This is a genomic window from Pseudohalocynthiibacter sp. F2068 (genome assembly GCF_023015645.1).
In the GTDB taxonomy this organism is placed as follows: domain Bacteria; phylum Pseudomonadota; class Alphaproteobacteria; order Rhodobacterales; family Rhodobacteraceae; genus Pseudohalocynthiibacter; species Pseudohalocynthiibacter aestuariivivens.
In genome coordinates this window covers 22,136-34,858 of record NZ_JALKAK010000020.1, presented here as the reverse complement: position 1 = coordinate 34,858, position 12,723 = coordinate 22,136, and the positions used below count along the sequence as shown (strand labels likewise).

Annotated in this window: 10 protein-coding genes; 6 read left to right on the top strand and 4 right to left on the bottom strand. The window is 50.5% G+C overall.

The annotated features are described in order from the left end of the window. Window positions 1-200: 200 nt before the first annotated feature. The 4 genes from MWU63_RS18135 to acsA are packed head-to-tail and all read right to left on the bottom strand — an operon-like array spanning window position 201 to window position 5,369. On the bottom strand, window positions 201-449 hold the full coding sequence (locus tag MWU63_RS18135; protein ID WP_213889046.1) for an acyl carrier protein: 249 nt from the start codon (window positions 447-449) through the stop codon (window positions 201-203). After that, window positions 446-1,627, bottom strand: a complete 1,182-nt coding sequence (locus tag MWU63_RS18130; RefSeq protein WP_213889048.1) for a dihydrolipoamide acetyltransferase family protein — start codon at window positions 1,625-1,627, stop codon at window positions 446-448. The genes MWU63_RS18135 and MWU63_RS18130 overlap by 4 nt, the downstream gene beginning before the upstream one ends. Continuing rightward, window positions 1,624-3,627 (bottom strand): pyruvate dehydrogenase (acetyl-transferring) E1 component subunit alpha, encoded by a 2,004-nt coding sequence (gene pdhA / locus MWU63_RS18125; protein WP_247079208.1) that lies wholly within the window; start codon window positions 3,625-3,627, stop codon window positions 1,624-1,626. The genes MWU63_RS18130 and pdhA overlap by 4 nt, the downstream gene beginning before the upstream one ends. Next, complete coding sequence (acsA, locus tag MWU63_RS18120) at window positions 3,624-5,369, bottom strand: acetate--CoA ligase (protein WP_247079205.1); 1,746 nt, start codon at window positions 5,367-5,369, stop codon at window positions 3,624-3,626. Before acsA ends, pdhA begins: the two co-directional genes overlap by 4 nt. A gap of 111 nt (window positions 5,370-5,480) precedes the next feature. Between acsA and MWU63_RS18115 the strand changes: the two genes are divergently transcribed. The 6 genes from MWU63_RS18115 to MWU63_RS18090 all read left to right on the top strand — a co-directional run bounded on the left by MWU63_RS18115 (window position 5,481) and on the right by MWU63_RS18090 (window position 12,693). Then, on the top strand, window positions 5,481-6,023 hold the full coding sequence (locus tag MWU63_RS18115) for a CBS domain-containing protein (protein WP_246531689.1): 543 nt from the start codon (window positions 5,481-5,483) through the stop codon (window positions 6,021-6,023). 852 nt (window positions 6,024-6,875) lie between these two features. Continuing rightward, the gene (locus MWU63_RS18110; RefSeq protein ID WP_247079204.1) at window positions 6,876-7,211 is read left to right on the top strand and encodes a hypothetical protein; all 336 of its coding nucleotides are present in this window, start codon (window positions 6,876-6,878) and stop codon (window positions 7,209-7,211) included. 117 nt (window positions 7,212-7,328) lie between these two features. Beyond that, window positions 7,329-7,742 (top strand): hypothetical protein, encoded by a 414-nt coding sequence (locus MWU63_RS18105; RefSeq protein WP_247079202.1) that lies wholly within the window; start codon window positions 7,329-7,331, stop codon window positions 7,740-7,742. Between the two features lie 283 nt (window positions 7,743-8,025). Next, entirely contained in the window at window positions 8,026-8,913 is an 888-nt protein-coding gene (locus tag MWU63_RS18100; protein ID WP_213889057.1) for a MurR/RpiR family transcriptional regulator, read from the top strand. Window positions 8,914-8,997: 84 nt separating this feature from the next. Beyond that, a complete protein-coding gene (locus tag MWU63_RS18095) occupies window positions 8,998-9,969 on the top strand; it encodes a TAXI family TRAP transporter solute-binding subunit (protein WP_213889058.1) in 972 nt (323 codons plus the stop codon). Between the two features lie 99 nt (window positions 9,970-10,068). Further along, window positions 10,069-12,693: a TRAP transporter permease gene (locus MWU63_RS18090; protein WP_213889059.1), complete on the top strand. Its 2,625-nt coding sequence runs from the start codon at window positions 10,069-10,071 to the stop codon at window positions 12,691-12,693. The last annotated feature ends 30 nt before the right edge of the window (window positions 12,694-12,723 follow it).

Sequence of the window (12,723 nt, the reverse complement as noted above, 5' to 3'; positions counted from 1 at the left end):
GCGGTGCTGATTTAGATCAATTGTCCTCGAAAAACTTGCTGCACCCCCAGTATTGAACCAGCGATTTGAGCCATTCAAATTCTATACAGTGCAGGAGGTGTTCTAAAGTGTAATACAGTCGCAAACTGAACCTGTGGGCCGGGACAGAAGACACAAATGGCGGTTTTTTTGTTTTCTCGTAGATGTTTTGTGCGCCGGATTCACTTGTGCAGACTGCCGACAAGATAGGTCAGTAAATCATTGAATGTACCCATATGCGCATAATCTGCTTCCGGCATTGCAAGATCAAAACGTTTTCCAAGTGCGGTAACGAGTGTCAGGAAATCGATTGAATCAATATCAAATTCCTCTCGCAAATCAGCAGCAGGGTCGATCTCTGTCACCTCAATGTCTGGCGCGATACGGTGCAGTTCTTCTTTCAAAGCAATTTGAATTTCTGCGGGTTTCATAGCGCCTCCGGAGATTGAAGTTGTTTATCAATAGCCCTGAGGAACAGAGCACCTCGGTGTCCGTCGCTGACCCGGTGGTCGGCAGCAAGTGTGAGTGTTGCAACCTCGCGCGGTACCAATATCCCGTCGTGCACCCATGGTCGGCGAGCGGGCGTCCCAATTCCAATTATCGCGACTTGGGGCGGGTATATGATACCAAACAGTTGGTCGACGCCTCGGTCGCCCAGGCTGGTTATCGTAATCGTCGCATCCGAAAGCTCTCGCGCGCGAAATCGCCCAGCGCGTACACGGATGATCAAGTCACGCATCGCGGTCATCAGTTCATTCAGATCACGGCTTTCTGTGTCATGGATTGCCGGTGCAACAAGGCCACCACCACGAATATTGATCGCCATGCCAGCATGAACCGCAGAGCTTTCATGATACACATTATCAGTGAAATGGCCGTTGAATTCCGGGTACTTCGACAGGGCCTTTGCAACCGCCTTCAGATATAAGGCACCCAGCAGTAAACGCTCTTCAGGCGCCCGGTTCTTGTTTGTTTCTGCAACGAAATTTACTGCGACCGATATATCGGTCGTATGTGAGAGATAGTAATGTGGGATTTCACGCTTTGATCGGGACATTGCTGCCGCAATCGCATCGCGCATCGAGAATTTTTCAGAAGCCACTGTGCCACCAATCCGTTCCTCGACATCGGAGAGCGAGATAATATCATTCGACGCGTTCGAGAGCATCTCCAGAGAGATACCGGACTGTGCCGCCAGACGTCGCGCTGCGGGCGTAATACGTAGCCTTTCGCCTTCTATACGAGGAGTTTTAGAAGACTTGGCTGGCGCGTCTGGAGCTTTTTCAACGCATTCCGGCGGCTGTGGTGCGGCTGCTTCAGCGGTTTTAGCCGCCTCAGCTTTTCGTTCTGGCTTCGCTTCTTCAATCGTTGCGTCTTTGCCTCGGATTATTGCAAGCGGCGTTCCCACGGGCACTTTATTGCCAATCTCAACCAGATAAGACTCAAGCACTCCATTCTCAAAAATTTCAATTTCTATCGCGCCTTTTTGGGTTTCCACCACAGCAACGATATCGCCGCGTTTGACCGTTTCACCCGGTTCCTTAAGCCATTCCACCAGCGTGCCGGCCTCCATATCGGCGCCGAGAGAGGGCATGAGGAAATCGCTCATGGGGTTATCCGGATTAGTGCTTTAACAGCCGTAACAATTTTTTCGGATTGCGGGATCGCGGCCCTTTCCAGATGTTCTGCATAAGGGATCGGAACTTCTTCGCTGCAGACCCGCGCGAGGGGCGCATCAAGATCAAAGAATGCTTCTTCGGCCAATCGCATCCCGATTTCGGCGGCAAGGCTGCCGGTTTTCCAGCCTTCGTCAACCACCAATGCCCGGTGAGTTTTGGCAACCGAAGCAAAAATTGTTTTCATATCCAGCGGACGAAGACTGCGAAGGTCAACAACCTCGGCAGCGATGCCGCCTTTTGCGAGTTCTTCGGCTGCATCAAGCGTTTTAAAAAGCGATCCACCATAGGTGATCAGAGTGATGTCCGTTCCCTCACGCCTGACCATTGCCCGGTCAATGTCTACCGGGCCGGCATTTGCCGCGAGCTGACCCGTTCGGTTGTAGAGCATGACATTTTCAAAGATCAGAACAGGGTCAGGGTCTTCCAGGGCTGTCCAAAGCATTCCGCGTGCATCTTCCAACGTTGCCGGAGCCAGAACACGCAGGCCAGGAATATGGGCGTACCAACCCTCAAGACTGTGCGAATGCTGTGCCGCCAATTGCTTGCCCGCACCGGTCGCCATGCGGATCACGACCGGAACACCAAACTGGTTGTTTGACATATGGCGCAGTGTCGCGGCGGTGTTGAGGATTTGGTCAAGCGCCAATAGCGAGAAGTTGACGGTCATCAATTCGACAATCGGTCGCATTCCGGCAATCGCAGCGCCTATCCCTGCACCCGTAAAACCCGATTCCGACAAGGGTGTATCACGAATCCTTTCTGGCCCGAATTGATCCAGCAAACCTTTGCTAACCGCGTAGCATCCACCGTATTCACCGACGTCTTCACCCATCAAAAACACACGATCATCGCGGGTCATTGCATCCACAATTCCGGCCTTTACAGCGTCCCGATAGGTCGTTTCCGCGGTCTCGTCAGGCACGACGCCGACGGGTGGTGCGGGCCGTTCTTCAGCCATGACATATTTTGTCAAAGACGAGAGCGGTTCATCGGTGCCCGCTTCGGCAAAATTTACCGCCTCTTCTATCTCGGCATCAATCTCCGCCTCTATTGTTTTGACCTCTTCAGCTTTGATAAGCCCGTTTTGTTCTAACCATCCCTGGAATCGAACAATAGGTCCCTTTGCGCGCCATTCAGCGACTTCCTCCTTCGGTCTGTAAAGCTGCGCATCAAACATTGAATGCGCCCGGAATCGATAGGTGCGACATTCGAGAAAATAAGGTTCCCCAGTTTCCAAGATTGATTTGAGTGCGCGGCGGGCAGCCACCTCAACAGCGACGACATCCATGCCGTCAACAGCTTCTACTGTGACATCGTAGCTTCTTGCCTTAGCGCTGATATCAGTTGTTGCTTCAGATCTTCCCAGCGCTGTCCCCATTGCGTAGCCATTGTTTTCGCAAACAAACAAGACCGGCAACTTCCAAAGGGCTGCAAGGTTCATGCTTTCATGAAATTCGCCTTCGGCCACAGCACCTTCGCCGAAGAAACACGCGGTGACCGCGCCGCTCTCTTGCATCTTGTCGGCCAAACCCAAACCAACGGCCAACGGCAAACCGCCGCCAACAATCGCGTTACCTCCGCAGAAATTGGTGTCACGACTGAACAGGTGCATCGAGCCGCCTCGCCCCCCTGCACAACCTTCAGACTTGCCATACATTTCAGCCAAGATCTCTGCCATCGAAACACCCCGTGCGAGTGCATGACCATGTTCGCGGTAGGTTGCTACCACCCGATCCTTCGTTTCGAGTAACGGAATGATGCCAGCGGCGATTGCCTCTTCACCATCATAAAGGTGCAGAAATCCGCGGATTTTCTGCTGCGTATACAACTCGGCACACTTATCCTCAAAACGCCGAATACGGATCATACCCTTTAACAAGCCGCGAACATGTGCGTGATCAAGGCGTGGCTTAACATCTGTCACAGTCATTGTTCATCGCTTTCAAGTGTTGAAATGTCACCTTCCGGCAGGCCAAGCTCGCGGGCTTTCAAAAGGCGCCGCATGATCTTGCCACTGCGGGTCTTTGGCAGGTTTTTCCGAAATACGATCTCTTTGGGTGCGACAGCGGGGCCAAGCCTTTTTCTAGCGTGCCCCAGCAGATCAAGCCGCAAGCCATCCTTCGCTTGATAGCCCGGCTTTAACGCAACATAGGCTTTGACGATTTCGCCCGCAGTTTCATCAGGCAAACCTATCACCGCAACTTCCGCGACGGCCGGGTGTTCCAAAAGCGCGCTTTCGACCTCAAATGGTCCAATCAAGTGCCCGGCGCTTTTAATAACATCGTCACTACGTCCAACGAACCAGTAGTAGCCATCACTGTCACGCATCGCGAGATCACCGCTCAGATACCACCCGCCGCGGAAGCATTTGTTGTAGCGTGCTTCCTCGTGCAGATAGGCCCGCATCATCGAAGGCCACCCTGGGCGCAACGCGAGTTCGCCGATCGCAAGCGGTTCTGTAAGTTCCTGCACGTCCGTAGGTGTCACATTCAGAATTCCAGCCGTAATTCCGGGTAGTGGTTTTCCCATGGAACCTGGCTTCACATCCATGGAAGCGTAGTTGGCAATCATGATTCCGCCGGTTTCTGTTTGCCACCAATTGTCGTGGAAGGGCTGTCCAAAAACCTCGTTACCCCAGACGACTGCCTCGGGGTTGAGCGGCTCTCCTACACTTGCCATAAACCGCAGATGCGGGAACTCATGTCCCGTTGGCATATCACGCCCAGCCTTCATCAGCATCCTGATTGCTGTGGGCGCCGTGTACCAGACATTGACCCCCTCTGTTTCCAGAATGCTATACCAACGCGCGGGATCAAAATCGGCTTCGTCAACAATCATCGTGACCCCGATCACGAGGGGCGCGATGATCCCGTAAGACGTACCGGTCACCCATCCGGGATCTGCCGTGCACCAATATGTGTCTGTCGGCCTCAGATCGAGCGCGAACCGCCCGGTCACGTGGTGCGCCACGACCGCCTCGTGCACATGCACAACGCCTTTCGGCCGACCCGTGGTGCCCGATGTAAAATGCAAAAGCGCCATATCCTCTGGCTTCATCGGCACAGTGGAAAACTCATCAGATGCGGTGTCCATCAGGTCGGTCAGCAGGTTCGTGCCTTCCGCTTCCCCGTCAATCAGAAAGACATTGCGGAGGCTTGGCAATTCGGCCCTGATCCCCTTTACCTTTCGTCTGTAAAGGCTGGCTGAAGTTATCAAAGCGTTCGCACCACCAATCTCCATACGTGCTTTGATAGGTTCTGGCCCAAAAGCTGAAAACAGTGGGCAGAAAACACAACCAGCCTTGAGTGTTCCTAGGGCTGCGATAAAAAGCTCTGGTTTTCGCCCGAGAAGCGAATAGACGCGATCACCTTTCTTTATGCCTTGCGCTTGAAGCACATTGGCAAATTTGTTTGTCAGGTGTGCGAGTTCTTCATAAGTAAACTCTGTCCGCTCTCCGGTTTTGGCGATCCACCTTAAAGCAATTTTCTCGCCTTGGCCCAATATGAGATGTTTGTCGATCGCTTCATGCGCTATATTCAGCGCGCCACCCGGCATAAAATCCAACACGTCGTGTGCTGCCGACCAGGAAAATGTCGCGAGCGCGGTTTCATAGTCAGGCAAGTTTGCTGAGCGGCGAATATTTTCCGATTTTATGATTTTGTTTTTATCCATTGCTGAAGGCTCGAATTTACCAAGTCAGCAGAAGTGTACGTGATCGGAAAGCTTCGTGAATGATATCAGTCAATTTCGGGCCAAATCGTTATTTCTAAGATTTTGAATCCAATGCCTATTGGCACTGCAATCAGGTATCAATTTGGCAAAGAACGCAGTGACGAATTGACCATCGTCAATAACAAAACCCCTGCTGTCGTTCATAATGCAGCAGTTTTTCGATGGAGAATTGTCGTGGAAATCTCAAAAGCTATGCACAGAAATGCTGATTGGGTCAGCACCGAAACTTCAGTAGCCGATATCGCTAAATTACTAAAGAAGAACGACATAGGTGCAGTTCCGGTGCAGGAAAATGATAAGTTGGTTGGAATAATCACTGACCGGGACTTGGTTCTTCGCGTAACTGCTGAGGGTCGTGACCCGGAGAAGACAAGTGCCAAAGAGGTGATGAGCCAGAATGTCATCTACTGCGAAACGCACCAGACTGTAGAAGATGCAATTCATCTGATGGACCAGAAAAAGATCCGCCGCCTACCTGTTTTGGATGAAAAAAAACAAGTTGTTGGAATGCTTTCTGTGGGCGACATTTCACATTCGGTAAGCCGTGAACTGGTTGGGGAATTGATGCACGCTGTTTCTGATCACCACTCGTGAAGCCTGGGATTTGATCGAGGTTCTGCAATACTACGCTCTGGAAAGTAAAAAAACTTAGTACTATCAGGATGATCTTACGCGAGCTTTAGACGATGATTTTGCCGAGGGTCACCAGGACTGTCCTTGTCACGCGCGAGGTTGATAAATGCACTATAGCACTGGTATCGATTCAAAATCATGCGGCACTTTTTGGCGATGCCAATTCTCGTAATCTTTTCTTACTTGTGCTTCGTAACGCCCATTCAAAGCCGGCGATTATCGAAATTATGTGAACCCTTTAACCAGGCGATCATGTTAAATTGTATTTCCTTCAGACAGCGCACCAAGACAAATACTAAATTCTATTTTAGATAGAATTACTGGTTTATAGTTTCTTTAAAATTGTATTTATAAGGGTGACACGCTCAACCCAATCGGATACCAACTCCGAAAATCTACCTGGGGGTTTTCATGTTTCTTTTTTCTATCGAAGGTTGTTATTTCATTTCAACTACCTATGCCCTGGATGCAGTTGGCCGACATCCTAACATTTCGTGCCAAAATATCGAATTTACTGAAGAAAATCAGTAAAGGCTAAACATCAAAATCCGCACTAAAGAAACTACCTTCCGATAGGAAAGTTAAATGGTAGCAACAAAGCTGAAAAAATCCATTCATGCCGCGCGAAAGACAATTTTTGCTGCTCTGGTAAACCAACTTCACAAACGGAAAGAAATGATCCCTTTTAAGAGTGATTTGGTTAGCGCCAAAGGTTTCTTGGAAGTGGTTAAGGTCTGCAATAGCCGCATCCAGATCGAGGGTTGGGCAAACACGAAAACTTTGCGTTTCAGGTGTGCCGGGCTGCAGAGAATCGTGACACCTGATCTACATCGTGGAGATCTAAAAGATATACCAGAACATCACAATTTTCAGGCGGCAGGCTTTACAGTTGACATGCCTTTTGGGCCAGAGTTGGAAGTTCAGTACTTTTCGGCCGGTCGATGGAAAGAAGTAGCTCAACTATCAACGATTGGCAGACCTGAATGGCTGCGTGCAATTTTTCATCTGGCCCTGATCCTGCTGAGAATTGGTGTGACTCGTCCGCGCGCACTCATTCAGTATTTCTTGTTTGGCGACAGGCTGGCTGCAGGCGAACTGGAGCGCATGCTTATCCCGCAAACATCAAAACCTGCGCCCGCCAGTGCTTGAAACCTTATTAGAGAAAACGAAAATTACTGGTACTGAAATTGGGGGCTAGACAAGGGCTGCAATTTCGAGGCCGAAGACCGCTTTACGCAACTGCGCCGTATCAGTCACCAGTTGACCATGTGGGGGTTTCTGCTGTGCTTTGCAGCCACTGCTTCAGGCACGATCCTGCACTATGCCTTTGACATGCCCGCGCCTTATGGCCTGTTGACGCTGCCCAAACTTCTTGGAGTCTCGGGTGGAGTTCTGTTGACTTTTGGAGCAGCTAAGCTTGCTTGGCTCAAACCCAAAGGAGACAAGACCCTTGGCGATGTTCGGGTCTGGGGGGGTGAAATGGTCTTCATCCTGTTGCTGCTGGCCGTCGCGGTGACCGGGCTAATGCTCTACGCTGTTGGAGGCTCAGTTTTGATGCCCGCACTCCTGACGCTGCATCTTGGTGCTATTCTGGCCTTCTTCCTGCTAATGCCATTTTCCAAGATGGTGCACGGGTTTTATCGCCCCACCTCGCTTGTGCGCGACGCGCAACTCAAATGAACACCTACATGCAACAGCTTTCCTATCACGCCGTATGAACGAGGTTTTACCAGATTTACCGAGATGACGTGACCGCGCTGCAGCGGCCCTAAGAGGGGTGTAAAAGGCTGCTTTGGGACGTCTTTACATGTGGTTAGGAACTGGCACGATGGACGCGCGTTTTGTTATTCCTGAGTTGGAAAGCAGTAACATCCAGCGACATCACTGGAATTAGGAATTACGTTGCTGATCAATCCCTAACTAATATAACATATGTTATATTCTAAGCAGCAAGACGAATCGCATGGATCCGACGTTAAGAATCAAGACTATTGCAGCATTGAAAGAGGGGATTATGCAGTTTTCACCTCAGATGAAAATTGCGGCAAAATATGTCCTGGATCATCCCTCGGATTTCGGTTTGGATCCAATTCGCGACACCGCGCGCAAAGCACGCGTCAGCACATACACCCTTGTAAATATGGCTAAAACACTCGGGTTTCGAAGCTATGATACATTTCGTCAACCGTTTCGTCACGCGCTTGTGGCTGGCGCAACTCTGCGAAATAACCCTGATTGGCTCACCGATATTCGTGTGCAGTCGGAATTGGGACCAGTCTTTGCAGACGCCGCAAAAAATGCGCTTTCAATTGTCACACATTCATTGGAACGTCAGCAATTAGATGAGCTAGAATTGATTGCAGATACACTTTTCTCTGCAAAAACGGTGTATTTAACTGCCGTTAGGTCAAGTTATGCGGTCGCCTATTACTTACACTATGTTGGTCGGATGGCGCTGCCATCTCTGCAACTCATTCCACAACATCGCAACAGCGCTATCGACGATTTGAATGAAGCCAAGTCAGGGGATGTTTTAATTGCAATCACGGTAACTCCCTATTCCAGGGAAACGATCGAGGCCTGTGCTTTCGCCAAGAAAAAAGGCGTAAAACTCCTGTTAATCACAGATTCTGAGTTTGTTTCGCCTCAGCTGAATCCTGACCACACATTGATCGCATCAATGCTGAGCACGCATAACTTCGGATGTTTTTCGGGTATGATCGCAGTGGTAGAGATACTGTTAGCCCTGCTGATGCATCGCGGTGGTCTTGGGGCCAACGACAGGATCAAATCTTATGAAAAACTTCGATTAGAGAATAACGCCTATTGGTTCGCACAAAAAAAACATTAGTTTTTTCGTGACATCCTCGAACACATTTAGGACCCTCCCCGTGTAAAAGACGTGCGTTTCAACGTCTCACTCAGGGAGAATTTCATGATACACAGCAAATTATTTTGCGGTCTTGTGGCCGCAGCTTCGATTGCATTTGGTGGTGCCGTGTCTGCACAAGACCAGCAATTCATCTCAATCGGAACAGGTGGCGTTACTGGCGTTTACTACCCAACTGGTGGAGCAATTTGCCGTCTGGTGAACCGCGACCGCAAAGAGCACGGAATCCGCTGTGCAGTGGAATCCACAGGTGGTTCGGTTTACAATATCAACACCATCAAAGCAGGCGAGCTTGAGTTCGGCGTTGCTCAGTCAGACTGGCAATATCACGCATATAACGGCACATCCAAGTTCGAGGACAATCCCTTTCCTGAAATCCGGGCAATGTTTTCTGTTCACCCAGAGCCGTTCACTTTGATCGTACGAGCTGATAGCGGTATTACTTCTTTTGAGGAACTCGCTGGTAAGCGCGTGAATGTCGGCAACCCAGGTTCCGGACAACGTGCAACAATGGAAGCTGTCATGGCGGCGTTCGGTATCGGCATGGATGATTTCGCGCTTGCAACGGAATACAAAGGATCAGAGATGGCCAAAGAGATCTGCGACGGTAACATCGACGCGATGATCTACACCATCGGTCACCCAGCTGCCGCGATCAAGGAAGCAACGACAACTTGCGATGTAAATTTGTTGTCTGTATCGGGAGCGCCAATTGATGCGCTGATCGCTGACAACCCATATTACCGTACGGCGACTATTCCAGGCGGCATGTATGCTGGCACAGATGACGACACCACAACATTCGGCGTTGGTGCGACGTTCGTGACCTCTGCCAATGTTTCTGACGATGTTGCATACGTTGTAGCAATGGCGGTTCTTTCGAATCTGGACGATTTTCGCGGTCTTCATCCTGCTTTCGCAAACCTTGATGCTGCACAGATGATTAGTGATGGCTTGTCCGCACCTCTGCACCCAGGGGCTGAACGCGCCTATAGAGAACTGGGCCTGATGCAGTAGCGGACAACTGTTGATGTCTTGTAAAACCTAACGCCAGCGCATCGCCTCGGTGCGCTGGCGTTTTGCATAATGTAAACGTAATTCGACGGGGGTTAGTGAATGACCGATAGTGCAACCAGAACCGCAGAAGATATGGTGGCCGAAGCCGACACCGGCGCGCGTAACGCAGGTCCCTTCGTAACAAAATTGATCTTTAGTCTTTGCATCATATGGTCGTTGTTTCAGCTCTACATCGCGTCGAAATTGCCGGGTGTTCTGGCCCAAGCAACAGGCATCAGCATGATGGCAAATATCGTAGCACAAGCGCGCTACGTGCACCTTGCTTTTGCTCTTGTACTGGCGACTTTGGCATTTCCGATTTTTGGCCATCGAAACAAGGTGCCTTGGTATGATTGGGTTTTAGTGGCGCTTGGTTCTGCGGCGTGCCTGTACCTTGTTGTTTTTCGGTTTCAGATCGCTGACCGACCTGGTCTTTGGTCGACCTCTGACATTGTAATGTCTGGTATCGGGATGGCTGCCCTGATGGTTGCTGTTTTTCGTTCGCTTGGGTTGCCACTTGTCATCATTGGCTCTCTGTTCCTCGCGCTAGCTTTCTTTGGTGGTTATTCTGAATGGATAGGAAGCATTACAAACTATGGCGGTTCGTCATTCAGTAAAGCGATGGGGCACTATTGGATGCAAACCGAGGGCGTCTTTGGTGTCGCCTTAGGCGTCTCAACATCGATGATCTTCCTTTTCGTGTTGTTCGGTGCGTTTTTGGAAAAAGCCGGCGGCGGCAACTGGTTCATCAAGGTTGCCATATCATTGCTTGGTGCGCTTCGCGGCGGTCCGGCAAAGGCTGCTGTATTGTCTTCTATGATGACCGGAATGATATCTGGCTCATCCATCGCAAATACCGTAACGACCGGGACGTTCACGATCCCTCTGATGAAGCGGATCGGATTCTCGCCTGAAAAGGCCGGCGCTGTCGAGGTCGCATCATCGACCAACGGGCAATTAACACCGCCTGTTATGGGTGCAGCAGCGTTCTTGATGGTCGAGTACGTGAATATTCCCTACATCGAAGTCGTCAAGCACGCCTTCCTGCCAGCAATAATTTCCTACATCGCACTGTTATACATCGTGCATCTGGAAAGCCTAAAGATGGGCCTTGAAGGTTTAAAGAAACCAGGACGTCAAATTGGCGTTCTGATGATTCTGATATTGTTCATAACGGGATTCCTTGGCATGGCCGCGATCACATTTCTGGTTGTTGGTTTCCGTGCCATGTTGGAACCCATGATGCCCGGAGCCACCGTGTACCCCGCGCTTGCGTTGCTCGCTCTTGCCTATCTGGGTCTGCTTTACGTTGCTTCCAAATTTCCAGACATTGAGGTCGATGATCCAAATGCGAAAGCTGTGTCAGCACCACGTCTGACGCCTACATTTCTGGGTGGTGCCTATTTTGCGCTCCCGATCTTCGTTCTGGTTTGGAACTTGATGGTTCGCACCGAATACCTTGATCGGCTTTCGCCTGCCCTGTCAGCATTCTGGGCGACTGTTACCATGATCATTGTCGCTTTGACGCACCGCCCCATAAAGGCGGTATTTCGAGGTGAGTCTGATTTGGTAAACCAATTTATGGAAGGCTTCCGCGAATTTGTGGCGGGTCTCGAAGGCGGCGCAAGGAATATGATCGGAATAGGCGTCGCAACAGGCGCAGCCGGCATCATTGTTGGGACGATCTCGCTCACTGGTGCACATCAGATCATCGGACAAGTGATCGAGGTCATCTCGGGCGGGAACCTGATTATTCTCTTGGTACTGGTTGCAGTCTTGTCTTTGATCCTTGGAATGGGACTTCCCACTACTGCCAACTACATCGTTGTGTCGTCACTAATGGCACCAGTGATCGTATCCGTGGGCGCACAATCAGGTTTGATTGTACCACTTATCGCTGTGCATATGTTCGTCTTCTACTTCGGCATTCTTGCAGATGATACGCCACCTGTTGGTCTTGCCGCTTACGCTGCAGCAGCGATATCGCGCGGGGATCCGATCAAGACAGGTCTTGTTGGATTCAGCTATGACATTCGTACGGCCCTTCTGCCATTCATGTTCATTTTCAACACTGACCTTTTGTTAATCAATGTTGGACCGGCAAAAGCGGTCATGGTTTTCTTTGTCTCACTCGTCGCGATGCTGGTATTCGCGGCAGTGACCCAAGGCTACTTCATCGCCAAATCCCGAAAGTGGGAAGGTGCGGTCATGCTATTGGTCGTATTTATGCTGTTCCGCCCCGATTTCTTCCTTGATCAATGGCAAGACAAGTATACTGAAAAGACGGGTTCAGAAGCACTCACTGCGCTAGAAGCATTGCCTGTGGGCTCTTCGGCACGTTTGCGAATTTCGGCTCCTGACTTTGACACCAGCGTTGTTGGATCTACAACGGTCAGCTTTACCCCCGACGCAGAGGGGACTGGAGCTGAGCGGTTGGAAGCGGTTGGACTCTCCGTAGTCGAAGACAACGGTATTTTGACGCTGGACGAACCCTTCCCCGGAACGCCCTACTATGACATCCTGGCGAATGACTATGATTTTTACGGTGAAGAACCAGCCCAGATCGAAGCGGTAGCGATAGAAAATGACCGAATGGCAAAAGAGATATTTTTCATTCCAGCGTTGTTGTTGTTGCTGATGATCGTTACCATTCAGCGACCACGTGCCACTCAACCAGCGTTTTGAGGAGAGATCAAACGTCTTCCCAAGGAAAAT

Coding starts and splice junctions, on each gene's coding strand:
- MWU63_RS18095 (WP_213889058.1), top strand. CDS start 8,998: ATGATACACAGCAAATTATTTTGCGGTCTTGTGGCCGCAGCTTCGATT.
- pdhA (WP_247079208.1), bottom strand. CDS start 3,627: ATGACTGTGACAGATGTTAAGCCACGCCTTGATCACGCACATGTTCGC.
- MWU63_RS18135 (WP_213889046.1), bottom strand. CDS start 449: ATGAAACCCGCAGAAATTCAAATTGCTTTGAAAGAAGAACTGCACCGT.
- acsA (WP_247079205.1), bottom strand. CDS start 5,369: ATGGATAAAAACAAAATCATAAAATCGGAAAATATTCGCCGCTCAGCA.
- MWU63_RS18090 (WP_213889059.1), top strand. CDS start 10,069: ATGACCGATAGTGCAACCAGAACCGCAGAAGATATGGTGGCCGAAGCC.
- MWU63_RS18115 (WP_246531689.1), top strand. CDS start 5,481: ATGCCTATTGGCACTGCAATCAGGTATCAATTTGGCAAAGAACGCAGT.
- MWU63_RS18100 (WP_213889057.1), top strand. CDS start 8,026: ATGGATCCGACGTTAAGAATCAAGACTATTGCAGCATTGAAAGAGGGG.
- MWU63_RS18130 (WP_213889048.1), bottom strand. CDS start 1,627: ATGAGCGATTTCCTCATGCCCTCTCTCGGCGCCGATATGGAGGCCGGC.
- MWU63_RS18105 (WP_247079202.1), top strand. CDS start 7,329: ATGTGGGGGTTTCTGCTGTGCTTTGCAGCCACTGCTTCAGGCACGATC.